This window comes from Pseudomonas luteola NBRC 103146, assembly GCF_002091675.1.
Taxonomy (GTDB): domain Bacteria; phylum Pseudomonadota; class Gammaproteobacteria; order Pseudomonadales; family Pseudomonadaceae; genus Chryseomonas; species Chryseomonas luteola.
This window is the reverse complement of record NZ_BDAE01000005.1, coordinates 122825-148600: the sequence shown is the minus strand read 5'-3', so window position 1 is coordinate 148600 and position 25776 is coordinate 122825. Positions and strand designations below refer to the sequence as shown.

Below are 25776 nucleotides of genomic sequence, written 5' to 3'. Positions count from 1 at the left end.
GGTGCTGGTCAAAGCCAGTCTGGAAAGATATACTGTATATATAAACAGTAATGACGAAGGCGATGAGGTGATGAATGGCCGTCGAAGTCTTGTACCGCAGCAGCCGAGATCCGGAGCGCTTATTCATGGATAAAGCTGAAGCTGATCGCTATGACAAAATGCTGGAGCTTGCTGAGTCTCTGGCAGAAGTATTACAGAAAGCCGTACCCGATCTGACTGACAAACAGGCAGAAGATGTCGGTATCTACATGGCTCGTCATCGCGATCTATTCGCCAAGGCGTTCAAGAGTCAGCCCGATGTGCTAGCCGAGCTGAGCGGAAAAGAATCTGCCTGATTACAATGTTGCCGAGGCTGCCTTTTCCTGATCTCGCCAGAGCAGGAAAACACGCAGATCAAACTCGATCTGGTGATAACCCGGCAACATATGCTCGCATAACTGATAAAAGGCCCTGTTGTGCTCGTTCTCTTTCAGATGCGCGAGCTCATGGACCACAATCATTTTCAGAAACTCGGGCGCTGCCTCTTTGAACAAAGAGGCAATCCTTATTTCTTTTTTCGCTTTGAGCTTGCCGCCATGTACGCGTGAAATGGCCGTATGTAACCCTAGCGCTTTCTGCATCACATCAAGCTTTGCATCGTAAAGCACCTTGTCTATACCAGGCGCATTCTTGAGGTGCGTCTGCTTGATCTCCAGGGCGTAGGTATAAAGTGCCTTGTCGCTTTGTATGGAGTGAGACCCAGGATAGCGATTGGACAGGTATGCCTGTAGGCGGCCTTGTTCACAGAGCAGACGAACCTGCTCCTGCAGTGAAGCCGGGTAGCCTTGCAGGTATTTAAGAGAAGCCATGATTAATCGTGTCACTCGCTACCGTGGTGGGACCACTGACGCCTGAACAGTGAACCAGCCCACTATTGTAAAACACAGTCGACCTCCGCTCCTAAAAATGCGAGTCAGGCACAGCAAAGTGCCATCGAAACCGTGTAAAAGCGTGGGCAATCCTGTGGTTTATATCTAGCTGTTTCGCTGCAAATGCCGTGACGCTTGTCGTCTCTTTCATTCAGCGATCAGCATCGACCATACCCTCAGCGTTGCAATGGAATGCATATGTCTCATACCGACTTGGCTATAAGCGGAGAAGATTTGACCCCGCGTGCTCCAAAGGATTTGGCTGCTGATCTCCTGCAGCAGATCGGCCTGGACGTTCAACCCGCTGAACCCGCCTCCTCTTCCCCTGCGGAAGCAACACACGCATCGAGTTCTGCCTCGCCTGCATTATCCGAGGTGTTACCGCGCTCACCCTTCAGCTTTTTGCACATGCTTCACCTCGTACTGGTTGTGACTGGGTGTGCAGCGATCGTGCTCTTCTACGTGGCGGTGGTCACCGTTATTGCCGCTCTCCTGTTCATTGCACTGCCTGCACTCGATGTACAAAGCCTGACCTCAGTTGAATTACCTGAATGGGGGCCTCTCGCAGTAAAGTCTTTCCTGGCCTGCCTGGGCGGATTCATCCTGTTCTTTACCGCAAAGCCTGTATTCACGGCTCGTCGTCGCGAGAAGCCAGCCGTCATTCTCGCACCAGGGCAGGAGCCAGCACTCTGGGAATTCGTGGTTCCTTTGTGCACAGCCATGCAAGTGCGTACCCCTATAGAAATTCACCTGGGCAATGAAGTAGATGCCAAGGTCCACCTGGCTTCCGGCTGGAAAGGTCTGATTAAAGGCGATGTCACCTTGACGCTGGGGCTACCGTTAGCGGCAGGCTTTTCCAGGCAACAGCTTGCCGGCGTCCTGGCGCATGAGTTTGGCCACTGCGCCCGGCGCTTCAATATGCGGTGCTACTACTTTATCAATTTCTGCAATGCCTGGCTGGACCAGCGGGCCCACTTCAAGGACGCACTGGGTGAGCGCCTCAAGCACCTTAGCGAAGCTGAGACCTCGCGAGTGACCAACCTGGGTGTTCTGGTCGCTCGCATCGGCATGCGTCTGCCGCGCCAGCTTCTGCACTATTGCTTTTTGCTTAGTTACCGCCTCTCCAAGCCTGCCTGTAAACGGTTGGAGTTAGAGGCAGACCGTTATGCGGCACAGATTGCAGGCAGCGATACGTTTCGCGCCGCCACTCTGCATCATCATGCGTTGCGCTGGGCATTCAGGCAGGCAGATCGCCAGAACGTGAGTACCTGGAGCGAAGGCGCGCTGCTGGCAGACATGCCACAGGCTGCTGCCCTGGGCGCCACCCGGCTCGATATCGAGACGCAACGCCGCCTGGAGGCCAAGCTGCGCGACAGGCAACGCTATTGGCGTGTTCATCCTGCCGATGTCGAACGTATCGAGGCAGCAGAAGCCTTGGGTAGCACAGCGCTGATAACAGATGCGTCTCCTGCTACCGGGCTATTCGAATACTTCTCTCAGTACTGCCGACAAGTCACGACTGCGTACTATCAAAAACTTGGACTCGATGTGAGCCTGACTCAGTTTCGTGAAGCCAACGCGGCTGCCTTCGATATGGACCAGAACAACGAAACTGCCTTTCTAAACAGGTGGACACTGGGTCAATGGGCTGACCTGCCCTGGCTTCCTCTGCATGCGCCTGCTGGTAAAGAAAAGGCCACCATGGACTGGGCAGCCGTCATCTCGGCCTTGAAAAACCGCACAGAGGAAACAGGCCTCAACTGGCAGCATGCACAAAAAGAAGTGCAGCGGCGCTTTACGTTGGCTTATTGTGATGAGCTGAACGCTCATCAGATCACAAACCATATCCATGGCGTAAACACGTTTGATCCGGAGCGCTATCTGAACGAGTATAGGAATATCGATACCTGGCAAAGCCCGGCTCGTACCGTCATGAGTGACGTGGCAGCGCTGCTCCGCCAGCGTATCGACCTGTCGCTCAAAAGCCATCATTCGGGGCATGCACAAGCCCGCGACCTGGCCCAGTTGCTGTTTTCCCTCACCGAGCTCTATCCCGATTATGAGCGACTGCGCGAGTCGCAGTTATTGGTCAAGGAATACAACAGTCTTCATCGTCTACAAGGCAGCATGCAGACCCACCAGCTTAGCCACTATGCGCTTCTGGACTTCCGGACCCGGACACAACGCCTGGTAAAACAAGCCGAAGCCATCAAGCAATGTATCTTGCCCGGCGAGAGTATTGGCGGTTACCTCAAGCAGCAACATCCCTACCTTGAAGCCGAAGCAGGTCCCCTCCTCGATTTCTACCAGAAAAGTGATGCCTTGCTTGAAGCGTTTACCTATTGTTATCGATACACCTTCAACCTGCTTGCCAAGTGGTGTCTTGAGGCTGAAGCCGCCAAGGGACTCTAAATGGCAGCCAATAAAAAGCCCGCATCGAGGCGGGCTTTTTATTAATGCGTGATCAATTGACCTTGGGGTCCAACTCACCCTTTGCATAACGCTCGAACATTCTGTCCAGCGAGATCGGCTTGATCTTGGAGGCCTGGCCTGCAGTACCGAACGCTTCGTAGCGAGCGATACAAACATCACGCATGGCCGATACCGTCTTGGCCAGATACTTACGTGGATCGAACTCGCTGCGATTCTTCGCCATGAATTCACGAATCGCACCGGTAGAGGCCAGACGCAGGTCGGTATCGATATTCACCTTACGAACACCGTACTTGATGCCCTCAACGATCTCTTCGACCGGTACACCGTAGGTTTCCTTGATGTCACCGCCATACTCGTTGATGATGGCCAGCCACTCCTGAGGGACGGAGCTGGAGCCGTGCATGACCAGATGAGTATCTGGAATGCGTGCATGGATCTCCTTGATACGCTGGATGGAGAGCGTATCCCCAGTTGGCGGCTTGGTGAACTTGTATGCACCGTGGCTGGTACCGATGGCAATTGCCAGGGCATCAACCTTGGTAGCCTGCACGAATTGGGCAGCCTCTTCCGGATCAGTCAGAAGCTGGCTGTGGTCCAGTGTACCTTCAGCGCCTACACCGTCTTCCTCACCCGCCATGCCGGTTTCCAGGGAGCCCAGGCAGCCCAGCTCACCTTCTACCGAAACACCACAGGCGTGGGCAAAGGCAACGGTCTGCTGAGTAACGCGCACGTTGTATTCGTAGTCAGAAGGTGTCTTGCCGTCTTCTCTTAGAGAGCCGTCCATCATGACCGAGCTGAAACCCAGCTGAATGGAACGCTGGCAAACGTCCGGGCTGGTGCCGTGGTCTTGGTGCATGACCACGGGAATGTGTGGAAACTCTTCAACGGCAGCCAGAATCAGGTGACGCAGAAATGGCGCACCTGCGTACTTACGAGCACCTGCAGAAGCCTGCACAATGACCGGAGAATCGGTCTTGTCGGCTGCTTCCATGATGGCCCGCATCTGCTCGAGGTTGTTAACGTTGAAAGCTGGTACGCCGTAGCCAAACTCGGCTGCGTGGTCCAGCAGCTGACGCATGCTGATGAGTGCCATGGTGATCCTATCTCCCGGTATGGACCTATTATGTTTTCAGCCTGCACCACTGGCAGGCTGTTTTTCAAGCAAGAGCAGCGCACTGCTCTTGCTGTATCGTTTAACTCGTCAATTTCGAGTGATCACTCGGTCCGCAGACTACGTCCCACTTAACGGCAACCATCCGCACTTGTTGTCTGATCGGATGCACCGGTTGTCGTGGCTACCCGCTCATCATTCTGGCCGGTGGGTGTTGCAACGGAGACCGGTGGCGGCGAGAAAGCACGACAGGCCTTGTCGGATGTTGCTCCGGCACAGCCAGCCAGCATGAGGCAACTAAGTACAGAAAAAGCAGCGAGACGTATCATGGCGGTTATCCTTTAGCGCGTTGTTCCAGGACTTCGACCGCCGGAAGAACCTTTCCTTCCACGAACTCAAGGAATGCACCACCGCCAGTGGAGATATAGGAGATCTTTTCGCCTATACCGTACTTGTCGATAGCCGCCAGGGTATCGCCACCGCCAGCAATCGAAAATGCCTCGCTGTCAGCAATGGCTTGAGCCAGTACTTTGGTGCCATTACCGAACTGATCGAACTCAAAAACGCCGACCGGGCCATTCCACAGAATAGTCTTGGCCGATGTGAGCAGCTGGGCAAATTGCTTGGCCGTTTCTGGGCCGATGTCCAGAATCATGTCGTCATCCGCAACATCGCTGATGGATTTAACCGTTGCTTCGGCAGACTCGGCAAATTCCTTGGCGACAACCACGTCGACCGGCAGAGGCACGCTGACCTTGGCAGCAATGGCCTTGGCCGTATCGACCAGCTCGGCTTCGTACAGAGATTTGCCTACCTTGTGACCAGCAGCAGCCAGGAAGGTATTGGCAATACCGCCGCCTACAATCAATTGATCACAAACACTGGACAGAGAATTCAGAACGTCCAGCTTGGTAGAAACTTTAGAGCCCGCCACGATGGCAGCCATTGGACGCGCGGGCGCCTTGAGGGCTTTGCCCAGCGCATCCAGTTCGGCGGCCAGCAGCGGACCAGCTGCGGCCACTTTCGCAAACTTGGCAACACCGTGGGTAGAGCCCTCAGCACGGTGAGCGGTACCAAAGGCATCCATGACGAACACATCGCATAGCGCGGCATACTGCTGAGCCAGCTCATCAGCGTTCTTTTTCTCGCCCTTGTTGAAGCGCACATTTTCCAGCAGAACGATATTACCCGGCTGTACATCAACACCGCCCAGGTAATCCGTCACCAGCGGAACCTCACGATTCAAAGCCTTGGACAGGTATTCCGCCACAGGCTTCAAGCTGTTCTCGGCGCTCGCCTCACCTTCGGTCGGTCGCCCCAGGTGCGAGCAGACAATAACAGCAGCGCCCTTCTCCAATGCCAGCTTCAGCGTCGGAAGCGCGGCGACCAGACGAGCATCGCTCTTGATCTGTCCATCCTTTACCGGAACGTTCAGGTCCTCGCGAATCAGGACACGTTTACCGTTCAGATCGAGGTCGCTCATTTTCAACACGGACATGTATGCAATCCCTTCGTTGTGCTTGTTCAGATCGGCTTGGCGACGCGCAAGAAATGACTTGCCACGTCGATCATGCGGTTGGCAAAGCCCCATTCATTGTCGAACCAGGCCAGCAGATTGACGAGCCTTGGCCCCGATACACGGGTTTGACTGCCATCAACGATGGCGGAATGGGGATCATGATTGAAGTCGCAGGAAGCGTGCGGCAACTCGGTGTAGTTCACCAGATGCTGCAAAGGGCCACCCATCGCAGCCTCACGGAGCAGACCATTAACTTCCGAGACAGTGGTATCACGCGAAACATGACAAGTGATATCCAGCGCCGACACATTTACGGTCGGTACACGAATGGCCTTGGCCTGAACGCGCCCCGCCAGCTCCGGCAACAGGCGCTCGACTCCACGATCCAGCCCTGTAGAGACTGGAATGATCGATTGAAAGGCCGAGCGGGTACGGCGCAGATCATCGGCGTGATAGGCGTCGATCACGGGTTGGTCATTCATGGCTGAATGAATCGTGGTTATCGAGACGTATTCAAGACCCACGACTTCGTTCAAAAGTTTCAACAGCGGCACGCTGCAATTGGTGGTACAGGAGGCATTCGAGACAAGCCTCTCAGTACCGCGCAAGCTGCCCTGATTGACGCCATACACAATGGTGGCGTCTACGTCGCTTTCGCTGGCCATCGGCTGGGAAAACAAGACGCGGGGCGCACCGGCTGCAAGAAAACGCTCACCGTCTGCACGGGTGCTGAAGGCGCCAGAACATTCGAGAACCAGATCGACGCCCAGACGCCTCCAGTCAATGTCGTCAGGATTGGCGCAGCGCTGCACATGCATGCTGCAGCCATTGACGCGCAAGCGATCCCCTTCTATGGCAACTTCGCCGGGGAAGCGTCCGTGAGTCGAGTCGAAGCGTGTCAGGTACTCCAGGCTTGGCAGGTCAGCCAAGTCATTCAACGCCACGAGTTCGAAATCAACCGAGGCGCTGCGCTCATGTAGCGCACGGACCAGGCACCGACCGACACGGCCGTAGCCATTGAGCGCAACACGATAAAGAGAATCAGCCATGAAAGTGGGTTTCGGTGTCCGGAATTGAATAAGCAATGGCTAGTGATGTTACAAGTGTAGCCTGAGCAATGACACACTACACAAGCCCTAAGTGTAGGCTTTCAGACAATCTAGGCGAGCGAATCCAGAAAAGATTAGCGTAGCCAGAAGCGAATTTGCTGAAGATGCCGCTTCATTTGCAAAATAAAACACGCTTTTTCGTAGTCGATAGACGGATTGGCTACAAAATACTGGATCACCACGGTGTCGTTGATTCTAAAGCACACTCTGAGATCATAAGTATGGCAAAAGAATCTTCCTCAACGCTCTTAATGGATGATTGGGCTGGTATTACACAAATAACGGCGTTTATCTGGTAAACACCAAATAATAAAAACGCCACGGTTCTCACCGTGGCGTTTTTATTACCTCACTGGAGGATCAGTCCTCAAGCAGTTCGTTTGCAACTGCCAGCACGTTATCTAGTGTGAAGCCGAAATGCTCCATCAGTGCCGGCGCCGGAGCTGACTCACCATACGTTGTCATGCCGATCACACGACCATCCAGGCCAACGTACTTGTACCAGTAGTCCGCAATACCCGCTTCAATGGCAATACGGGCACCGACCTCAACCGGCAATACCGATTGACGATACTCGGCGCTCTGACGCTCGAATGCGCTGGTGCAAGGCATGGATACCACGCGGACCTTGCGCCCTTCCGCGGTGAGCTTGTCGTACGCCTGAACAGCCAGCGACACTTCCGAGCCGGTAGCGATAAAGATCAGCTCTGGCTCACCTTCACAGCTCTTCAGCACGTAGCCACCGTGGGCAATGGCCGCTTCGGTTTCATTGTCACGCAGGTGATGAGGCAGATTCTGTCGAGAGAAGATCAGCGCTGACGGGCCATCCTTACGCTCCAGGGCCGTCTTCCAGGATACCGCAGCCTCGACCGCATCGGCAGGACGCCAAGTGTCCAGGTTGGGCGTATAACGCAGAGATGCAATCTGCTCGACCGGCTGGTGCGTCGGGCCATCCTCGCCCAGACCGATGGAGTCATGGGTGAAGACATAGATGATGCGCTGCTTCATCAGTGCCGACATACGCACGGCATTACGAGCGTATTCCATGAACATCAGGAAGGTGCCGCCGTAAGGAATCAGGCCACCATGCAAGGCCACGCCGTTCATGATGGCGCTCATGCCGAACTCGCGTACTCCGTAATACATGTAGTTGCCGGAGGCGTCTTCCTCGACAACCGGCTTGCAGCCCTTCCACATCGTCAGGTTGGAGCCGGCCAGGTCGGCCGAGCCGCCCAACAATTCAGGCAGTAACGGGCCAAAGAAGTGCAGGCAGTTCTGGCTGGCTTTGCGGCTGGCGATGGTTTCGCCCTTGGCAGCCACCTCACGGATGAACGCCGACGCCTTTTCATCAAAGTCAGCTGGCAGCTCACCGGCCATACGGCGGGTAAACTCGGCGGCCAGCTCAGGATAAGCCTCAGCGTAAGCGTTGAATCGCTTGTTCCACTCGCTTTCCGCTTTAGAGCCTGCGTCCTTGGCGTCCCATTCGGCGTAGATATCCTGCGGGATTTCGAAGGCAGCGTGTTTCCAGCCCAGCGCTTCACGGGTGGCCGCTACTTCGGCGTCACCCAAGGCTGCGCCATGGGATTCTTCCTTGCCCTGCTTGTTGGGCGAACCAAAACCAATGATGGTCTTGCAGCAGATCAGGGTCGGCTGGTCGCTCTTGCGAGCCGTCTCCAGTGCCGTCTTGATTTCTTCCGGGTCGTGACCGTCGACGTTACGGATCACTTGCCAGCCATAGGCTTCGAAGCGCTTGGGCGTATCGTCGGTAAACCAGCCGTGGACTTCGCCATCAATGGATATGCCGTTGTCATCATAGAAGGCGATCAGCTTGGACAGGCGCAGCGTGCCAGCCAGTGAACAGACTTCGTGAGAAATGCCTTCCATCATGCAGCCATCACCCATGAAAACATAGGTGTAATGATCAACGATGTTATGGCCTTCGCGGTTGAACTGCGCCGCCATAACCTTTTCAGCCAAGGCGAAACCCACAGCGTTGGCGATGCCCTGCCCCAGCGGGCCGGTCGTGGTCTCGACACCGGCGGTATAGCCATACTCGGGATGGCCTGGCGTGCGGCTGTGAAGCTGACGGAAATTTTTCAGATCGTCGATGGAGAGGTCGTAACCGGTCAGGTGCAGCAGGGAATAGATCAGCATGGAGCCGTGACCATTGGACAGCACGAAGCGGTCGCGGTCGGCCCACTTTGGGTTCACCGGGTTGTGCTTGAGGTAATCGCGCCAGAGCACTTCGGCAATATCGGCCATCCCCATAGGGGCGCCGGGGTGGCCGCTGTTGGCTTTTTGTACGGCATCCATGCTGAGCGCGCGGATGGCGTTGGCACGGTCACGACGACTGGGCATCGCTGATCTCCTGAAAGGGGGTCAAACGTTTAAAGGAAGTTTTATTGTGCCTAGCCGGGCACGCAGGAGCAATCCGAACGGTCATATCCAGCTTGGCTTCAGCCACGTTAATGGTTCGTCATGGCCTCGATTGCGTGATGGCCTCCGCCACCAGCTCCAAAAACCAGCGCAATGCAACAGAGGTGTCACTGCGCTCATGCCAGTGCAGCGTGACCTTAAAACTAGGCACGTCGAAAGGCAGGTTACATATGCGCAACGGGTGCTCTGCTGCAAACAACGTGGCGATCTGTGAGGGAAGGATGACGAGCAGGTCCGTTTGAGGAATGATTTTTGGAAGTACGGAAAAATGAGGAATGCGCAATGCAATACGCCGCGAGATACCCAATCTCTCTATTACATCCTCTGCCATCCCATGACCAGAGGCTCGAGTTACCAGCACATGACTTTCTCTCTGGAATTGCTCAAGAGTCAATTCGCGCTTTATCCGTGAGTGTTTACGACTGAGCAAACAGACATAACGCTCATCGATCAGAGCCTGCCGAACGATACCTGTACTCGAGAGAGGCCGGCTGCAAATGGCTGCATCAACCTTGCCTATGCTCAACCACTCATTTACCTGATCAATTTCCAAGGGCACGACTTCAAGCTCTGCCTGAGGTGCCAGCCTGTTGAGTCGATGCAGGATCAAAGGCAGCAAGGCCATTTCACCCAAATCTGATAACGCGATACGGAAACACCGCGCCGTCTTATGCGGATCGAACTCTCGAATCCCTTCAACCGTTCCCTCGATACGACTCAAGGCGTCTTTGAACGTGGCATAAAGCGTTCGGGCGACAGAGGTTGGCTGCATCCCATCACGGTTACGAACAAATAACGGATCGTCAAACAATTCCCGTAGCCGCGCAAGGGCATAACTGACAGAGGGCTGTGTTACGAACAGCCGCTCAGCAGCGACCGTTACACTGCCGGAATCGTAAAGCGTTACAAACGTCCTGATCAGATTAAGATCAATCTGGCCCATATCTTTATAAACCAGCTTTATTTTTAGAAGAAAAACTATCGATTTGATCAATTTACTGTGAAGCGACAGAGTGCCAGCGACAAGAACACTTATAACAGGCTCGCTGATGAAAACCGTTCACTCCGCTTCATACGATATTTTGCGCCGCTATGGCTTGACTACCATTTTTGGCAATCCCGGCTCCAATGAACTGCCTTTTCTCAAAGATTTTCCCAAAGACTTTCGCTACATCCTGGGATTACATGAGGGAGCGGTAGTTGGTATGGCGGATGGCTTTGCACTAGCCAGCGGTAAGCCAGCGTTCGTCAACTTGCATGCTGCTGCCGGCACCGGCAATGGCATGGGTGCTCTCACCAACGCCTGGTATTCGCATAGTCCGCTTGTCTTAACGGCAGGACAGCAGGTTCGCTCGATGATTGGTGTTGAAGCAATGCTCGCCAATGTTGATGCGCCTCAGCTACCCAAGCCCTTGGTAAAGTGGAGCTATGAGCCAGCAACGGCTGAAGATGTACCTCGTGCGCTGAGTCAGGCCATTCATACCGCCAGCTTGCCGCCCAGAGCGCCGGTATATCTGTCTATTCCTTACGATGACTGGGCGAAAGAAGCGCCACCAGGTGTAGAACATTTGACTGCACGGGAGGTTGCTCACGCAGGTCTCCCCTCTTCTGCTCAACTGCGCGAGCTGACCGAACGCCTTTGCGCTGCGCGTAATCCCGTATTGGTACTGGGCCCTGATGTAGACGGTTATCAGGCCAATGAATCTGCCGTTGCCCTCGCTGAAAAGCTACGCATGACGACTTGGATAGCGCCCTCTGCATCGCGCTGTCCTTTTCCAACACGTCACCCTTGCTTTCGAGGCGTATTGCCTGCAGCCATTGCCGAGATCAGTCGATTGCTGGCTACACATGATCTGATCTTGGTCGTTGGTGCCCCCGTGTTTCGCTATCATCAGTATGCACCGGGCGATTACCTTCCTGCCGGCACGCAGCTTTTTCATATCACCTGCGATCCACAAGAAGCCGCCCGTGCGCCCATGGGAAATGCACTGGTCGGGGACATTGCCCTAACCCTGAAGGCTTTGACCGATGAGGTTTCCCCGAGCAGTCGCCCAATGCCCGAGCCACTGCAGCATCCGGAGCACTATACGGATGAGCCTCACCTGCTCCGCCCGGAAACCGTTTTCGATGTGATCAACGAGTGCGCGCCGAAAGACGCCATTTACGTGAAAGAGTCCACTTCCACGGTATCTGCCTTCTGGCAGCGCATCGAGATGAAACAGCCTGGAAGCTACTTTTTCCCCGCAGCCGGAGGGTTGGGTTTTGGCTTACCGGCAGCAGTGGGCGTTCAATTGGCGCAACCACAGCGCAGGGTTATTGGAATCATAGGTGACGGCTCAGCCAATTACGGAATTACCGCGCTGTGGACAGCGGCCCAGTATCGCATCCCTGTCATTTTCATCATTCTCAAGAACGGCACCTATGGAGCGCTTCGCTGGTTTGCCGGCGTGCTTAAGGTTGACGATGCTCCCGGCCTGGATGTGCCCGGCCTTGATTTCTGTGCCATTGCTCAGGGCTATGGTGTGAAAGCCATACATACCGATAACCGAGAGACCTTCCGGCGCGCATTAACGGAAGCACTGGCTGGCAACGAACCTGTACTGCTCGAGGTACCTACCGTGACTATCGAGCCGTAACCGCGGGTATAGCTATCCGATCGGACACCTATACCCCTGCGCTGCGACACCCACAACAAAAACAAAAGAGGTGGATATGCAACAGACATCAGTTGCCGAAGTCATTGGCAAAGCACGCTTGAACCGCACACACTTTACGATTTTGTGCTGGGGCTGTTTCATCATGTTGTTTGATGGCTATGACATGGTGATTTATGGATCGGTAGTCCCGCGATTGATGCAGGAGTGGTCCTTAACGCCTGTACAAGCCGGTACGCTGGGCAGCTGCGCCCTGTTCGGCATGATGTTTGGTGGAATGCTGCTTGCCCCACTGGCCGATAGGCTAGGTCGGCGAAAGCTGATCATTTCCTGCACATTGTTGGCCAGTGCTGCAGCCTTCACGACAGGCCATGCCACGACACCGTGGATGCTAGGCACCTGCCGTTTTGTCACTGGGCTTGCCTTGGGCGCGCTAGTACCTAGCTCGATCAACCTGATCAGTGAGTTTGCGCCTGCCTCACGGCGCAGTACGGCTGTTACCGTCATGTCAAGCTTTTATTCCGTGGGCGCAGTACTGTCCGCCTTGCTTGCTATCGTCCTTATTCCCCGCTGGGGCTGGCAATCGGTGTTTTACGTGGCGGTCCTTCCCGTTCTGGCCATTCCATTGATGCTGCGTTATCTGCCGGAGTCCGTAGCGTTCCTGGCGCTTAAAAATCGTCGTGATGAACTGGACGGACTACTGCGAAAACTCGATCCAACTTACCAGCCCGGGATGCCATTGAATCTGAATACTCCAACCGCAGCCCAGCAGCGTGCTCGGTTACCGCAATTATTCGAGGGGCGTCAGGCGCTATGCACGCTGCTGTTATGGGTAGGCTTCGCAATGTGCATGCTGATGAGCTATGGACTTAATACTTGGCTGCCCAAGCTGATGGTGGCTGCAGGGTACCCGCTGGGGTCAAGCCTATCTTTTCTGGTAACCCTGAATATAGGGGCCACGCTTGGTGCACTATTTGGCGGCTGGCTGGCCGACCGTTGGGGTGCACGTGGCACACTCTGCCTATTTTTTGCCCTGGCTGCGGTCTCTTTGGCTTTACTTGGTTTGAAACCCGGCCCCATCTTACTCAACGCGCTTCTGCTTGTTGCAGGCGCAACCACTATTGGTGGTCTAGCGGTCATTCACGCCTTCGCTGCTTTACTGTACCCCACCCATATTCGCTCGACGGGCGTCGGCTGGGCGGCGGGAGTTGGTCGTCTGGGAGCCATTGCCGGCCCGCTGTTAGGGGGCAGCCTGTTCGCCCTGAACCTACCATTCCAGCAGAATTTTCTGGCATTTGCATTGCCAGGACTAATAGGGGCTATAGCTATTGGCTGCATTCACGGTCAGTCCCACAACCCTTACTCTGCAAACAAGCAGGCTCGCCCTACCGTAAAAAAACTCGTTTGAACGAAAGGAAACCGGAATGACCGATTCTACACCGAATGCCTTTACCGACTTTCACCTGCAGCCCCTTGGTGGACAATGGCGCAAGGGTCGCGCAGACAAAACGCTAACGGTCAGTGATCCGTTCAACGGCGAAACCCTAGTCAACATTTCCCAGGCGAACCGGGATGATCTTGACGAGGCCTATCAAAAAGCAGCACAGGCACAACAGGAATGGGCCGCCCAAGGACCTTCTGTACGTGCAGCCGTTCTGCTCAAGGTGGTCGAGATTTTCGATCGCCGCCGCGAAGAGATTATCGACTGGATCATTCGGGAATCCGGCAGCACTCGCTTGAAGGCTCAGATTGAGTGGAGTTCGGCACGCAGTATTACCCTGGAAGCGGCTTCATTCCCCAAACGTGTACACGGACGTATCGTCGAGTCTGACGTGCCAGGCAAGGAAAGCCGCGTTTATCGCTCGCCTATTGGCGTCATCGGTGTGATAAGCCCATGGAATTTTCCGCTCCATCTGACTCAGCGCAGCCTGGCACCTGCATTGGCGCTAGGCAATGCCGTGGTGATCAAACCGGCCAGCGATACGCCGATCTGCGGAGGCCTGTTGCTGGCTCGTATTTTCGAGGAAGCCGGCCTTCCCTCTGGTGTTCTCAGTGTTGTTGTAGGGGCGGGTAGTGAGATTGGTGACGCTTTTGTTGAACATCCGATTCCAGGGCTCATCACCTTTACAGGCTCCACACCCGTTGGCCAGAACATTGCGCGTCTAGCGGGAGGAGGCAAGTATCTCAAACATGTTGCCTTAGAACTGGGCGGGAACAGCCCCTTCGTCGTTATGGCAGACGCAGACCTGAATCAGGCCGTTAATGCAGCAGTCATGGGTAAATTTTTACATCAAGGTCAGATCTGCATGGCGGTCAACCGCATTATCGTTGAGGAAGATGTCTATGATGACTTTGCTGCACGTTTTGTAGAGCGCGTCAGACAACTCAAGGTAGGCGACCCTTCGCGTGCAGAAACGGTCATTGGTCCGATTATCAACAAGCGCCAGTTGGAAGGGCTTCAACAGAAAGTCGAACAGGCCCGCCAGGAAGGTGCCAAAGTGCTGCTTGAGGGCCATGTCGATGGACAGCTCTTGTCACCTTATGTGTTTGGCGAAGTGACACGCGACATGGATATTGCACGCAACGAAATTTTCGGCCCGCTCGTTGGACTTCTACGTGCCCGAGACGAAGCCCATGCCCTTGAGTTGGCAAACGACAGCGAATTCGGCCTTTCCAGCGCCGTCTTCAGCGGCAATACAGATCGAGCTGTACGGTTTGCCAGGCAAATCAAGGCTGGCATGACGCATGTGAATGATATCTCCGTCAGTGATGAGACCAATGCGCCCTTTGGAGGTGAAAAGAACTCCGGGATTGGTCGGTTCAATGGCGATTGGGCGATTGACGAATTCACGACTGACCATTGGATCACCGTCCAGCACGCCCCTCGTCACTATCCCTTCTGATCAGTATGCCGGTCATGCCACCATGACCGGCCTCTTTCAATATCAAAACTTTTTGATGCTTCTCTTGCAGCTGGTCTCCGCGGCCACTAGACTGCGCACCCATGAACCATTTGCGCGTGCCTACATTTCGCCATGATGACTGCGACGAGCTGGCCGCGCTGTGCAAGGCGGGCGGTGATCCGCTGCGCCTGAATGTGTTACGTGCCTTGGCAAACGATTCGTTTGGTGTACTGGAGCTGGCTCATATCTTCGATACTGGGCAATCCGGGATGAGCCATCACCTGAAGGTACTGTCACAGGCGCGACTGGTGGCGACACGCCGGGAAGGCAACGCGATCTTTTACCGTCGCGCCCTGCCCCGGCTGGACACCCTGGGTGGTGCGCTGCACGCAGCGCTGCTGACGGAGGTGGACGGGTTGCAGTTGCCAGCTGAAGCGCAGGCACGTATTGAGGCTGTACATGCTCAGCGGGCCGAGGCCAGCCGGGATTTTTTCGCCAGGATGGCGGACAAGTTTCAGGCGCAGCAGGATTTGATTGCCGGATTGCCTCAGTATCAGGAGAGCCTTCTGGCCCTGCTGGACACAATGGCTTTTTCGCCAGTGGCAACAGCGATCGAGATCGGGCCTGGAGATGGAGGGTTTCTGCCCGAACTGGCAAGACGCTTCACGTCGGTCACGGCGATTGATAACAGCCCAGCCATGCTGGAGCTAGCGTGTCAGCGATGTGAGCGCGAGCAATTGAACAATGTGTCGCTGGTATTGGCCGATGCCCTGGACAATGCCTTGCTGAGCGCCGACTGCGTGGTCTTGAACATGGTGCTGCATCATTTTGCGGCACCCGCTGAAGCCATGAAATATCTGGCGGACTGGATCCGTCCCGGTGGCAGTTTATTGATTACAGAGTTGTGCAGCCACGACCAGAGTTGGGCCCGGACGGCCTGCGGCGATCTCTGGCTCGGGTTCGATCAGGAGGAATTGGCTCGTTGGGCCGTTGCCGCAGGACTTGTGCCAGGCGAAAGCCTCTATATAGGTTTACGTAATGGCTTCCAGATCCAGATCAGGCATTTCGCCCGTCCTGGTTCGTAGACGATGCATAGGGTTGGCAGCTTGTCTGTCCAATCCGCAAGAGTGACTGTTTTAGACATGGCCTTCGGGCCGCCTCACCCACCGGTATATAGGAACCGTTAGATGAGCGAATACTCCCTGTTTACCTCCGAGTCCGTGTCTGAAGGACATCCGGATAAAATCGCCGACCAGATCTCCGATGCGGTGCTCGACGCCATCATCGCAGAAGACAAACACGCCCGTGTAGCCTGTGAAACGCTGGTCAAGACCGGTGTAGCCATTGTTGCCGGTGAAGTGACCACCTCCGCCTGGGTAGACCTTGAGCAGCTGGTTCGCGATGTCATCGTCGATATCGGTTACAACAGCTCCGACGTCGGTTTTGATGGCGCTACCTGCGGTATTGTCAACATTATCGGCAAGCAGTCCGTGGACATCGCCCAAGGCGTTGACCGCAGCAAGCCGGAAGACCAGGGTGCAGGTGATCAGGGCCTGATGTTCGGTTATGCCTGTAACGAAACCGACGTGCTGATGCCTGCTCCGATCCGCTTCTCCCACGCACTGGTCGAGCGCCAGGCCGAAGCTCGCAAGTCAGGCCTGCTACCTTGGCTGCGTCCGGATGCCAAGTCCCAGGTGACCTGCCGTTACGATGGCAACAAGGTTGTAGGTATCGACGCAATCGTCCTGTCTACCCAGCACAACCCCGAGGTCAAGCACACCGACCTGCAGGAAGCCGTGATGGAGCTGATCATCAAGCACGTCATTCCAGCTGAACTGCTGCACAAGGACACCAAGTTCCACATCAACCCGACTGGCCAGTTCATCATTGGCGGCCCGGTGGGTGACTGTGGCCTGACCGGCCGCAAGATCATTGTGGACACCTACGGCGGCATGGCCCGTCATGGCGGCGGCGCGTTCTCCGGCAAGGACCCGTCCAAGGTTGACCGTTCTGCGGCATACGCGGGTCGCTATGTTGCCAAGAACATCGTGGCCGCCGGCTTGGCTGACCGCTGCGAGATTCAGGTGTCCTACGCCATTGGCGTGGCTCAACCGACGTCCATCTCGATCAACACCTTTGGCACTGGCAAGGTGAGCGACGAGAAGATCATTCAGCTGGTTCGCGAGCATTTCGACCTGCGTCCCTACGCAATCACCAAAATGCTTGACCTGCTGCACCCGATGTATCGTGCTACAGCGGCTTACGGCCACTTCGGCCGTACTCCCTATGAGATGACTGTGGGTGAAGATACGTTCACTGCATTCACCTGGGAGAAGACAGACAAGGCTGAAGCACTGCGCGCGGCGGCTGGCCTGTAAGGCCGCAACCGACAAGAAAAACCCCGCCTGGTGCGGGGTTTTTCTTGTGCCTATTCGAGGCCGGACATCATCTGGATTGCACGGTGTAGATCATCGTCCGTACAGTCAGAACAGGCACCTTTGGGCGGCATGGCTTTTACACCTTTGATGGCGTTGCGCAGCAGGCCATCCATTCCCCCTTTCTGGCTCGCCAGAACCTCCCAGCTGGCTCTGTCACCTATTTTTGGGGCTCCCAGGAGCCCACTGGCGTGGCAACTTCTGCAGCTGCGGTCGATGACCTGAGCGGGATCTTTCCCGGCAGGCTTTTGCTCACGGCTTACCTTACGGGACTCTGCAAGGCAGTCCTGCCCTTGAATACAAACCTTGCCCACCGGCGCCAGCCGCTTCTCCAGGGCGTCTCTGTCTACCTGTTCGGCCTGTGCAGAGAGCGTCCAGATCAACAGCATAAAGGCATATACCAGGATGCCTCGGGCGTTCATACCAGGTTTTTTGAGCACTGCTAGAAGTTGGCCGGAGTCGTGGCGCTGATCAAACGCGCCGGCTCATCAAATGGATTACGGAAGCGATGCGGGCGGCTGCTTTCAAAATAATAACTATCGCCTGATTCCAGCAGGTAGGTTTCCCCACCAACCGTAAGCTCCAGACGGCCTTCGATCAGCAGTCCTGCTTCCTCCCCCTCATGAGCCAGCATATCCATGCCAGTGTCAGAGCCTGGCGGGTAGGTCTCGTCGAGAAAGGCAATGGCGCGGCTGGGATGTGCCTTGCCGATCAACCGCATACTGACGGTATTGGCGCCACTGGAAATGTCGATCAGCTCGCTGGCCTTGTATACCACCTGAGTAGCGGACTCGTCTGCCAGATCCATGGAAAAGAACTCCACCAGGGACATGGGAATGCCGCTCAGGACTTTTTTCAACGAGCTGATGGAAGGACTGACACTGTTCTTCTCGATCATCGAGATGGTGCTGTTCGTCACACCGGCCCGCTTGGCGAGTTCACGTTGTGAGAGACCTTTGAGTTTGCGAATGGTTTGTAGACGAGCACCGACGTCCAAGGGGGGTGTCCTCCTTCTCATGACAGACAGGCAGAGGTGAACGGCAGGCGCCGCAGAGCGCCGGGCGCGCCGTATCATGGCAACAGCGTTCAGTATTTACAACAGAACGATGGAAAATCCTGCGCAACCCGACGAGCGCGGTGTTTTAACGGTTATTCACCCATGTATTGGCGTGGAACCCGTTTCAGGTTGCAAAACAGCTGATAAGGGATCGAGCCACAGAGACCGGCCAGCTGACTGGCGGATACTTGCCTACCCCAAAGCTCTACCTGACTTCCCACCCCCGCCTGCGGCAGGTCCGTGAGATCAACCGTCAGCATGTCCATCGATACGCGACCGACAAGACGAGAGGCATGGCCATCAATCATGACAGGAGCGCCATCAGGCGCGTGCCGTGGATAACCATCCGCGTAGCCCATGGCGACTACACCAATACGGGAGGGCTGGCGGGTAACAAAGCGTGCGCCATACCCAACCGGCTCACCAGGCGGTAGCTCACGCACACTGATGATACGTGACTCCAGCGTCATGACCGGCTGTAGCTGGTCGGCCACAGGCTGTTCGGTTTCAAACGGCGTAGCACCGTACAGCATGATGCCAGGGCGAACCCAGTCACTGGGCACTTCTGGCCAGCCGAGCACGGCAGGCGAGTTCCGCAGACTGGTTGCGCCTTCCAGGCCGGCCGTAGCCCGCTGAAAGGTCTTGAGCTGACCGATAGTGGCTGAGCAATCCAGCTCATCGGCACGGGCGAAGTGCGTCATTTTCACAACCTCGTCAACCTTGCCCGTCGCCTTGATCCGCTTATAGGCTGCTGCGTAATCCTCAGGGAAGAACCCTACCCGGTGCATGCCGGAGTCCAGCTTCAGCCAGACACGGATAAGCCCTGATAGAGCCGTACGTTCAAGCGCCTCGATTTGCCAGGGCGAATGGATGACGCACCACAGATTGTGGCGAGCGATCAATTCCAGCTCGCTGGCTTCGAAAAATCCTTCCAGCAGAAGTATCGGTGCTTTGATACCGGCTTCGCGCAGCTCCAGCGCTTCTTCGATACAGGCAACCGCGAAACCATCCGCCTCATTCATCAGTGCCTGCGCACATCGAACAGCACCATGTCCGTAGGCATCCGCCTTGACAACAGCCAACGCCCTTGCCCCGTTACTGAGTTCACGAGCAAGCCGATAGTTCTGGCGTAAGGCGTTAAGGTCGATCAAGGCACGGGCGGGGCGCATGGTTATCTCTCAGAAAACAGGCGGGTAATGAAAAGACAGGACGTATAAAAAACCCGGCAGGCGCCGGGCTCTTTGGTTCTTTATTTACGGTAGCGCAGCCACCACACTCATTTCGACCAGAATTTCCGGTTCACAGAGTTTGGCTTCCACAGTTGCCCGAGCAGGCGCTACACCTTCAGGCAGCCATTCGTCCCAAACACTGTTCATGCCGGCAAAGTGGGCGTCGATATCTTTCAGATAAACCGTAACGGACAGAATATGGTGAGTGTCCGTACCGGCTTCCTTGAGTAGACGCTCGATATTGGCCAGGGTCTCACGAGTCTGTTGTTCCACACCGGAGTTCAGGTCTTCACCGACCTGACCGGCCAGATAAACAGTACCGTTGTGAACAACGATTTCACTCATGCGGCGATTAGTGTGCAGGCGCTGGATGGCCATTCTTACGGGTCTCCTTGGAGTCGCTGTAGCGAGAAATATCAAGGCCTTCGGCGCTGATCTGTGGACGTTTCCTACCGATGACATCCGCCAGGAAACGTCCGGAGCCGCAGGCCATAGTCCAGCCCAGTGTACCGTGACCGGTGTTCAGAAACAGGTTGCGATAACGGGTAGCGCCTACGATCGGAGTACCATCCGGTGTGGTGGGCCGTAGTCCAGTCCAGAAAGTTGCCGCCTGCAGATCCCCTCCCTGCGGGTACAGGTCGTTTACGATCATCTCCAGGGTCTCGCGGCGGCGGGGGTTAAGCGAAAGGTCATAACCCGATATTTCCGCCATGCCACCTACACGGATACGGTTATCGAAACGCGTCAGCGCCACTTTGTAGGTTTCATCAAGAATCGTGGACGTAGGGGCCATATCGCCATTGGTGATCGGCACGGTAAGCGAATACCCTTTGAGCGGGTATACCGGAGCCTTGATGCCAATGGGTGCCAACAGCTGAGGTGAGTAGCTACCCAATGCCAGGACATAGTGATCGGCTGTTATCAGCTGACCATCAATCCAGACGCCATTGAGACGATCTCCTACCGCTTCGAGCCGTTCGATCTTCTGACCAAAGCGGAATTCCACACCCAACTGACGCGCCAGCTCGGCGAGGCGATTGGTAAAGAGGAAGCAGTCACCTGTCTGGTCATTCGGCAACCGCAGCGCACCAGCCAGCTTGTCCTTGACATGGGCGAGCGCAGGCTCGGCGCGGGCGATACCGTCGCGATCCAGCAGCTCATAGGGTACGCCGGAACGTTCCAGCACAGCGATATCCTTGGCAGCGGCGTCAACCTGCTGCTGCGTTCGGAATACCTGAGTCGTCCCTAACTGGCGTCCTTCGTAGGCAATACCCGTTTCGGCACGCAGCTCATCCAGACAGTCGCGACTGTACTCGGACAACCGCACCATGCGCTCCTTGTTGATCGCATAGCGCTCGGCCGTGCAGTTGCGCAGCATCTGAGCCATCCAGAGGTACTGATGAATATCGCCGGTCGGCCTGATTGCCAGAGGCGCATGCTGAGTCACCAGCCATTTGATGGCCTTGAGGGGCACGCCAGGAGCCGCCCACGGCGAGGCATAGCCAGGAGATACCTGACCTGCGTTGGCAAAGCTGGTTTCCAGCGCAGGGCCTTCCTGGCGGTCCACCACCACCACTTCAAAACCGGCCCGCGCCAGGTAATAGGCACTGACGGTACCGATTACACCACTGCCAAGCACCAGTACTCGCATAACTGTGTCTCCTCGCCGCGAAGAATCGCCTACGTTTCATAAAATCTGAGGCAGATATGAAAAGTATAAAAAGCCTTAAGCAGTGGTATTCACTGAATGAAAGGCTATATTTGGTGTAATTCTTCGGTTAAGACACTATTTTTGGAGACGCCCAGGTATGCGAACCCAGCACCAAGCGAGACGCGAGCTCGACAAGATTGATCGTAACATCCTGCGTATCCTGCAGGAGGACGGCCGCATCTCGTTCACCGAGCTAGGCGAGCGAGTCGGCCTGTCCACGACACCCTGCACGGAGCGGGTACGCCGGCTGGAGCGGGAAGGCGTGATACTGGGCTACTCGGCGCGCCTGAATCCGCAGCATCTCAAGGCCAGCCTGCTGGTCTTCGTCGAGATCAGTCTAGATTATAAATCGGGTGATATCTTTGAGGAGTTCCGCCGCTCCGTCCTGAAGCTGCCGCACGTTCTGGAGTGTCATCTGGTTTCCGGCGCATTCGACTATCTGGTCAAGGCGCGCATTTCAGAGATGGCCTCCTATCGTAAGCTTTTGGGCGACATCCTGCTCAAACTGCCCCATGTGCGGGAGTCGAAGAGCTATATCGTGATGGAAGAGGTCAAGGAGTCCCTGACGCTTCCCGTACCGGACTGAGCCAGGTCTGCACTTCCCTGGCTTGGCGCAGGCGCCTACAAACGTTTATTGTCCGACCTCAACGCTTCGCCAGGATTGTCTTTCATGGATGCAACGACCCATTCATCCACTGACCCACACGCACATGCTTCGTCTTACTACGCGGCAACGGTTAACCGAGCGCTGCAGTTCGCCCCGCTCAAGGGTGAGATTCGGGCAGATGTCTGCGTTGTAGGGGGCGGGTTCTCCGGGCTCAATACGGCTATTGAGCTGGCAGAACGTGGGTATTCGGTTGTGCTGCTAGAGGCCCACCGGATCGGCTGGGGTGCTAGCGGGCGTAACGGCGGACAGCTGATCCGGGGCGTTGGCCATGATGTCGAGCAGTTTCGCCCAGTCGTTGGGGATGAGGGCGTACAGGCATTCAAGCAGATGGGGTTTGAAGCGGTAAACCTGGTACGCCAACGTATCGAGCGCTACGGCATCGAATGCGACCTTACTTGGGGTTACTGCGACCTGGCCCTGAAACCGCGTCACCTGGAAGACTTCCAGGCCGAACTGGAGGAGTTGCATCAACTAGGCTATCCCCATGCGGTTCAGCTCGTTGCGCGCGACAGAATCCGCTCCGTAGTGGGTTCGGAGCGCTACCTGGGTGCGCTCATAGACTCCGGCTCCGGTCACCTGCACCCGTTGAACCTTGCCTTGGGCGAGGCCGCCGCCGCCCAGTCACTGGGGGTGCGTCTGTATGAGCAATCTGCGGTCACTCACATCGAGTATGGGTCGAAGGTATGCGTTCATACTGCGCGAGGTCAGGTGCGAGCCGAAACGCTGGTCCTCTGTTGCAACGCCTATCTCAAGGATCTGGAACCGGCCCTCTCCGGGAAGGTGCTTCCGGCAGGCAGCTACATCATTGCAACTGAGCCACTTCCCGAAGCGTTGGCCGAGGAAATCCTGCCCCATAATCGAGCCGCGTGCGACCAGCAGATCACTGTCGATTATTTTCGACTCTCACATGATCGCCGATTGTTGTTCGGAGGCGCCTGCCACTATTCAGGCCGTGACCCGAAGGACATAGCAGGCTACATGCGCCCCAAAATGCTGAAGGTGTTTCCTCAACTCGATCGGGTCACCATCGATTTTCAGTGGGGCGGCATGATTGGAATCGGGGCCAACCGGCTTCCACAAATCGGCCGTCTCAAGGATCATCCCAACGTTTTTTATGCCCAGGCTTATGCCGGCCATGGGCTGAACGCCACGCACTTGGCAGGCCATTTGCTCGCGGAAGCCATTGCTGCCCAGTCGACAGGGTTCGACCTGTTCAACAGCGTTCCTCACGCCACGTTTCCAGGAGGGCAACGCTTCCGCTCTCCCCTGCTTGCCTTGGGTATGCTCTGGTATCGCCTGAAAGATGCCTTTCACTAAAAAGCCGCGGCAGTTACCCGGCGCGGCTTTTTGAACGCAAAGCGTTTACAGACCAGTATTCAGGCTGGTTGCTTCGTCTGCGCCGATGTGGATGTTCATGCATTGAACCGCTGCGCCTGCGGCACCCTTGCCCAGATTATCCAGACGAGCCACCAGGGTCAGACGCTCCTCATTGCCGAACACGAACAGGTCGGCGCGGTTGGTATCGTTGCAGCCCTGTACATCGAAGAATCCCTCGTCAAGATTGCCGGCATCCTCAACCGGCATGACGCGAATGAACTGCTCGCCCGCGTAATGCCTGGCGTATGCCGCCTGGATCGCCTCGGCATTGGCGCCCTGGGCCAGGTGCTTGACATGCAGAGGAATCGTCACGGCAAGCCCCTTCAGGAAACTGCCCACAATTGGACTGAATACGGGCGCCTCATCAATACGACTCTGCACCTGCATCTCAGGGAGGTGCTTATGTCCCTGGGTCATGCCGTATGGCCGTGGACTGGCCAGCTTGGGCTCATTCCCAGCCTCGTAATCGGCAATCATCTTCTTGCCACCACCGCTGTACCCCGTGAGGGAAAAAGCCGACAGTGGATAATCAGGCGGTAGAAGGCCAGCCTCCACCAGAGGGCGAACCAGCAGGATAAATGCCGTGGCGTGGCAGCCGGGATTGGCAATGCGCTTGCTGGTACGGATTTTTTCACGCTGCCCAGCGGCCAGCTCAGGCAGACCATAGGTCCAGCTGCTATCGGTACGAAACGCCGTGCTTGCATCGATGATGCAGGTGTTGGGGTTATCCACCAGCGCCACGGCTTCGCGAGACGCAGCATCGGGCAGACACAGAAAGGCTACATCCGCTGCGTTGAGGAAACGAGCACGCTCGGCTGGATCCTTACGCTTGTCATCGGCGATACGTAGCAGCTCGATGTCATCGCGGCCGGACAGATAATCGAGCAGACGCAACCCTGTGGTGCCTTCCTGCCCGTCAACGAATACTTTGAACGTCATGACTTGCCCTCATGCAAAACGCGCCGGCCAGGCGTTGTATGAAACGGACCTAACAGCCGCAATGGAACATGCATTGTAGCCAGACCCTACTGCTTGACGCAGCCCTATTGCCAAACAGTTATCGGCCTGATGATCGGATCAGCACGCTTCATTGCCCTGCTGGGTGCGCTTTTTACCGGTACAGCAGGCTGCGTCACGAGGCTGTACCTCCTTCATTTCAACATGTTGTGTCTGGAGAACACTGGTGGTTGAAGCCACAGTAAAATGCCGTCCTGAACCTGGATATTGCCATGCGAGATCTATCTGCGCTGCCTTCTCTCAGATCAATCCATTTGTCTGTTCATGGTTGTCATTGGCTGGCACGCTGTGCCTTGGGTGTATTACGCGCCGTCTACTGTATGCTGCAGAAATGGCAGCAGAACGCCAAAACGCGAAGACAGCTGGCTTTTTTGAACGACCGTGAACTAGCGGACATCGGTCTGACCAAAACTGAGCAACAATGCGAGCTGAACAAGCCGTTCTGGCGCTAGTCTTGTAAGGACGGTACATACCGCGCCTTATTGTTCAGGAGAGATTCATGACCCGTTTGCACCTGCTGGGCGCTGCTGCCCTGCTCAGCCTGTCTACTGCTGCGTCAGCATCCAGTTTCTTTGTGACCACCGACATGATCGTCGACGCCATTGATGCGACGTCCGACGCCACATCCGGTATCACCCATTCCATTCGTGACGACAAGATCGTCCTGGCTGCACGTGACGATGCCGCCAGTTTTGTGGCTACCGAAGGCGGCATTCGCGGCGTACGCCTGGAAGCGGCCCTGGATCGTATCCGTGCCCTGCAACCGCAGCTCGAGGCAAGCGACGCTCAGCTGGCCCAGGCCATTCTCTCGTTGTAAGTCCATCGGAACGGCACCGCTGGTATCAGCGGTGCCGTTCCGTTAGCCTTGGCCTGTAGTTTTTCTTGAAAGAGTTACCCTACCTGCCTATGCGCCTGCGTTATCTGTTCATTCTAGGCATTGCCGTTACGACCACGCCCGCCTTCGCGTTCGATCCCACTACAGGATTTATTGTTCGCAGCCTCTATGTCACCAGCAAGGTGACCTCCGCTCCGTTCGATAACAAAGTAGTACGTGATGCACGTGACGATGCGGCATTATTTGTTGCCAGCGGCGGGGCTCAGCGTAGCATTGAGCTTGAATCCGCCTTACGTTGGCTGCGTTCACATAATCCAACGCTGACCGCCAGCGATGAGGAACTGGCTGAGGCCATCCTCGCTCAATAAGCTG

Annotated in this window: 25 protein-coding genes; 12 read left to right on the top strand and 13 right to left on the bottom strand. The window is 55.9% G+C overall.

The annotated features are described in order from the left end of the window. Nucleotides 1–74: 74 nt before the first annotated feature. Nucleotides 75–335: a YebG family protein gene (locus PLU01S_RS08725; RefSeq protein WP_074827084.1), complete on the top strand. Its 261-nt coding sequence runs from the start codon at nt 75–77 to the stop codon at nt 333–335. On the opposite strand, the gene PLU01S_RS08720 is transcribed toward PLU01S_RS08725, so the two are convergent. Next, a complete protein-coding gene (locus PLU01S_RS08720) occupies nt 336–848 on the bottom strand; it encodes a YgjP-like metallopeptidase domain-containing protein (RefSeq protein ID WP_074827086.1) in 513 nt (170 codons plus the stop codon). It lies immediately after the preceding gene. Nucleotides 849–1106: 258 nt separating this feature from the next. Here PLU01S_RS08720 and PLU01S_RS08715 point away from each other — a divergent pair, with 258 nt between their 5' ends. Further along, nucleotides 1107–3320 (top strand): M48 family metallopeptidase, encoded by a 2214-nt coding sequence (locus PLU01S_RS08715; protein ID WP_074827089.1) that lies wholly within the window; start codon nt 1107–1109, stop codon nt 3318–3320. Between the two features lie 52 nt (nt 3321–3372). Here PLU01S_RS08715 and fba read toward each other — a convergent pair whose 3' ends face one another. The 6 genes from fba to PLU01S_RS08685 all read right to left on the bottom strand — a co-directional run bounded on the left by fba (nt 3373) and on the right by PLU01S_RS08685 (nt 10462). After that, entirely contained in the window at nt 3373–4437 is a 1065-nt protein-coding gene (gene fba, locus PLU01S_RS08710) for a class II fructose-bisphosphate aldolase (protein ID WP_010796099.1), read from the bottom strand. A 149-nt stretch (nt 4438–4586) separates the two neighbouring features. Next, a complete protein-coding gene (locus PLU01S_RS08705; protein WP_010796100.1) occupies nt 4587–4784 on the bottom strand; it encodes a hypothetical protein in 198 nt (65 codons plus the stop codon). A 5-nt stretch (nt 4785–4789) separates the two neighbouring features. Next, the gene (locus tag PLU01S_RS08700) at nt 4790–5953 is read right to left on the bottom strand and encodes a phosphoglycerate kinase (RefSeq protein ID WP_010796101.1); all 1164 of its coding nucleotides are present in this window, start codon (nt 5951–5953) and stop codon (nt 4790–4792) included. A 26-nt stretch (nt 5954–5979) separates the two neighbouring features. Further along, nucleotides 5980–7023 (bottom strand): erythrose-4-phosphate dehydrogenase, encoded by a 1044-nt coding sequence (gene epd, locus PLU01S_RS08695; RefSeq protein WP_074827092.1) that lies wholly within the window; start codon nt 7021–7023, stop codon nt 5980–5982. Nucleotides 7024–7443: 420 nt separating this feature from the next. Continuing rightward, on the bottom strand, nt 7444–9441 hold the full coding sequence (tkt, locus tag PLU01S_RS08690; protein ID WP_074827097.1) for a transketolase: 1998 nt from the start codon (nt 9439–9441) through the stop codon (nt 7444–7446). A 118-nt stretch (nt 9442–9559) separates the two neighbouring features. Continuing rightward, the gene (locus PLU01S_RS08685) at nt 9560–10462 is read right to left on the bottom strand and encodes a LysR family transcriptional regulator (RefSeq protein ID WP_010796104.1); all 903 of its coding nucleotides are present in this window, start codon (nt 10460–10462) and stop codon (nt 9560–9562) included. 106 nt (nt 10463–10568) lie between these two features. Here PLU01S_RS08685 and mdlC point away from each other — a divergent pair, with 106 nt between their 5' ends. From mdlC to metK, 5 genes are all read left to right on the top strand, one after another. Continuing rightward, nucleotides 10569–12155 carry a benzoylformate decarboxylase gene (mdlC, locus tag PLU01S_RS08680; protein WP_074827100.1) on the top strand — a complete coding sequence of 529 codons (1587 nt, stop codon included), beginning with the start codon at nt 10569–10571 and terminating at the stop codon, nt 12153–12155. A 76-nt stretch (nt 12156–12231) separates the two neighbouring features. Further along, nucleotides 12232–13581, top strand: a complete 1350-nt coding sequence (locus tag PLU01S_RS08675) for an MFS transporter (protein WP_074827103.1) — start codon at nt 12232–12234, stop codon at nt 13579–13581. A 16-nt stretch (nt 13582–13597) separates the two neighbouring features. Beyond that, on the top strand, nt 13598–15076 hold the full coding sequence (locus PLU01S_RS08670; RefSeq protein ID WP_074827106.1) for an aldehyde dehydrogenase family protein: 1479 nt from the start codon (nt 13598–13600) through the stop codon (nt 15074–15076). A 101-nt stretch (nt 15077–15177) separates the two neighbouring features. Beyond that, nucleotides 15178–16161 (top strand): ArsR/SmtB family transcription factor, encoded by a 984-nt coding sequence (locus tag PLU01S_RS08665; protein ID WP_074827109.1) that lies wholly within the window; start codon nt 15178–15180, stop codon nt 16159–16161. A 102-nt stretch (nt 16162–16263) separates the two neighbouring features. Beyond that, complete coding sequence (gene metK / locus PLU01S_RS08660) at nt 16264–17454, top strand: methionine adenosyltransferase (protein ID WP_010796109.1); 1191 nt, start codon at nt 16264–16266, stop codon at nt 17452–17454. A 50-nt stretch (nt 17455–17504) separates the two neighbouring features. On the opposite strand, the gene PLU01S_RS08655 is transcribed toward metK, so the two are convergent. The 5 genes from PLU01S_RS08655 to dadA form a co-directional block, all read right to left on the bottom strand. Then, complete coding sequence (locus PLU01S_RS08655; RefSeq protein ID WP_074827273.1) at nt 17505–17933, bottom strand: c-type cytochrome; 429 nt, start codon at nt 17931–17933, stop codon at nt 17505–17507. A 20-nt stretch (nt 17934–17953) separates the two neighbouring features. Continuing rightward, nucleotides 17954–18508, bottom strand: coding sequence for a cupin domain-containing protein (locus tag PLU01S_RS08650; protein ID WP_010796111.1), 555 nt, complete (start codon nt 18506–18508; stop codon nt 17954–17956). 152 nt (nt 18509–18660) lie between these two features. Then, nucleotides 18661–19737: an alanine racemase gene (gene alr / locus PLU01S_RS08645; protein WP_073449789.1), complete on the bottom strand. Its 1077-nt coding sequence runs from the start codon at nt 19735–19737 to the stop codon at nt 18661–18663. 84 nt (nt 19738–19821) lie between these two features. Next, on the bottom strand, nt 19822–20175 hold the full coding sequence (locus PLU01S_RS08640; protein ID WP_010796113.1) for a RidA family protein: 354 nt from the start codon (nt 20173–20175) through the stop codon (nt 19822–19824). Then, nucleotides 20150–21448 carry a D-amino acid dehydrogenase gene (dadA, locus tag PLU01S_RS08635; RefSeq protein ID WP_074827111.1) on the bottom strand — a complete coding sequence of 433 codons (1299 nt, stop codon included), beginning with the start codon at nt 21446–21448 and terminating at the stop codon, nt 20150–20152. Before dadA ends, PLU01S_RS08640 begins: the two co-directional genes overlap by 26 nt. 157 nt (nt 21449–21605) lie before the next feature. Here dadA and PLU01S_RS08630 point away from each other — a divergent pair, with 157 nt between their 5' ends. Beyond that, nucleotides 21606–22094 carry a winged helix-turn-helix transcriptional regulator gene (locus PLU01S_RS08630; protein WP_010796115.1) on the top strand — a complete coding sequence of 163 codons (489 nt, stop codon included), beginning with the start codon at nt 21606–21608 and terminating at the stop codon, nt 22092–22094. A gap of 84 nt (nt 22095–22178) precedes the next feature. After that, a complete protein-coding gene (locus PLU01S_RS08625) occupies nt 22179–23492 on the top strand; it encodes an NAD(P)/FAD-dependent oxidoreductase (RefSeq protein ID WP_074827113.1) in 1314 nt (437 codons plus the stop codon). A 45-nt stretch (nt 23493–23537) separates the two neighbouring features. On the opposite strand, the gene argC is transcribed toward PLU01S_RS08625, so the two are convergent. Further along, a complete protein-coding gene (gene argC, locus PLU01S_RS08620; protein WP_074827114.1) occupies nt 23538–24491 on the bottom strand; it encodes an N-acetyl-gamma-glutamyl-phosphate reductase in 954 nt (317 codons plus the stop codon). Between the two features lie 290 nt (nt 24492–24781). On the opposite strand from argC, the gene PLU01S_RS08615 reads away from it, so the two are divergent. From PLU01S_RS08615 to PLU01S_RS08605, 3 genes are all read left to right on the top strand, one after another. Then, the gene (locus tag PLU01S_RS08615) at nt 24782–25021 is read left to right on the top strand and encodes a DUF1127 domain-containing protein (RefSeq protein ID WP_010796118.1); all 240 of its coding nucleotides are present in this window, start codon (nt 24782–24784) and stop codon (nt 25019–25021) included. Nucleotides 25022–25068: 47 nt separating this feature from the next. After that, nucleotides 25069–25386 carry a DUF2388 domain-containing protein gene (locus PLU01S_RS08610; protein ID WP_074827116.1) on the top strand — a complete coding sequence of 106 codons (318 nt, stop codon included), beginning with the start codon at nt 25069–25071 and terminating at the stop codon, nt 25384–25386. 95 nt (nt 25387–25481) lie between these two features. Continuing rightward, entirely contained in the window at nt 25482–25772 is a 291-nt protein-coding gene (locus tag PLU01S_RS08605; protein ID WP_376748353.1) for a DUF2388 domain-containing protein, read from the top strand. Nucleotides 25773–25776 lie beyond the last annotated feature (4 nt).

Bases quoted from the DNA above. Each gene is read 5' to 3' on its own strand.
- PLU01S_RS08725 (WP_074827084.1), top strand. From the start codon at position 75: ATGGCCGTCGAAGTCTTGTACCGCAGCAGCCGAGATCCGGAGCGCTTA.
- PLU01S_RS08720 (WP_074827086.1), bottom strand. From the start codon at position 848: ATGGCTTCTCTTAAATACCTGCAAGGCTACCCGGCTTCACTGCAGGAG.
- PLU01S_RS08715 (WP_074827089.1), top strand. From the start codon at position 1,107: ATGTCTCATACCGACTTGGCTATAAGCGGAGAAGATTTGACCCCGCGT.
- fba (WP_010796099.1), bottom strand. From the start codon at position 4,437: ATGGCACTCATCAGCATGCGTCAGCTGCTGGACCACGCAGCCGAGTTT.
- PLU01S_RS08705 (WP_010796100.1), bottom strand. From the start codon at position 4,784: ATGATACGTCTCGCTGCTTTTTCTGTACTTAGTTGCCTCATGCTGGCT.
- PLU01S_RS08700 (WP_010796101.1), bottom strand. From the start codon at position 5,953: ATGTCCGTGTTGAAAATGAGCGACCTCGATCTGAACGGTAAACGTGTC.
- epd (WP_074827092.1), bottom strand. From the start codon at position 7,023: ATGGCTGATTCTCTTTATCGTGTTGCGCTCAATGGCTACGGCCGTGTC.
- tkt (WP_074827097.1), bottom strand. From the start codon at position 9,441: ATGCCCAGTCGTCGTGACCGTGCCAACGCCATCCGCGCGCTCAGCATG.
- PLU01S_RS08685 (WP_010796104.1), bottom strand. From the start codon at position 10,462: ATGGGCCAGATTGATCTTAATCTGATCAGGACGTTTGTAACGCTTTAC.
- mdlC (WP_074827100.1), top strand. From the start codon at position 10,569: ATGAAAACCGTTCACTCCGCTTCATACGATATTTTGCGCCGCTATGGC.
- PLU01S_RS08675 (WP_074827103.1), top strand. From the start codon at position 12,232: ATGCAACAGACATCAGTTGCCGAAGTCATTGGCAAAGCACGCTTGAAC.
- PLU01S_RS08670 (WP_074827106.1), top strand. From the start codon at position 13,598: ATGACCGATTCTACACCGAATGCCTTTACCGACTTTCACCTGCAGCCC.
- PLU01S_RS08665 (WP_074827109.1), top strand. From the start codon at position 15,178: ATGAACCATTTGCGCGTGCCTACATTTCGCCATGATGACTGCGACGAG.
- metK (WP_010796109.1), top strand. From the start codon at position 16,264: ATGAGCGAATACTCCCTGTTTACCTCCGAGTCCGTGTCTGAAGGACAT.
- PLU01S_RS08655 (WP_074827273.1), bottom strand. From the start codon at position 17,933: ATGAACGCCCGAGGCATCCTGGTATATGCCTTTATGCTGTTGATCTGG.
- alr (WP_073449789.1), bottom strand. From the start codon at position 19,737: ATGCGCCCCGCCCGTGCCTTGATCGACCTTAACGCCTTACGCCAGAAC.
- PLU01S_RS08640 (WP_010796113.1), bottom strand. From the start codon at position 20,175: ATGGCCATCCAGCGCCTGCACACTAATCGCCGCATGAGTGAAATCGTT.
- dadA (WP_074827111.1), bottom strand. From the start codon at position 21,448: ATGCGAGTACTGGTGCTTGGCAGTGGTGTAATCGGTACCGTCAGTGCC.
- PLU01S_RS08630 (WP_010796115.1), top strand. From the start codon at position 21,606: ATGCGAACCCAGCACCAAGCGAGACGCGAGCTCGACAAGATTGATCGT.
- PLU01S_RS08625 (WP_074827113.1), top strand. From the start codon at position 22,179: ATGGATGCAACGACCCATTCATCCACTGACCCACACGCACATGCTTCG.
- argC (WP_074827114.1), bottom strand. From the start codon at position 24,491: ATGACGTTCAAAGTATTCGTTGACGGGCAGGAAGGCACCACAGGGTTG.
- PLU01S_RS08615 (WP_010796118.1), top strand. From the start codon at position 24,782: ATGCGAGATCTATCTGCGCTGCCTTCTCTCAGATCAATCCATTTGTCT.
- PLU01S_RS08610 (WP_074827116.1), top strand. From the start codon at position 25,069: ATGACCCGTTTGCACCTGCTGGGCGCTGCTGCCCTGCTCAGCCTGTCT.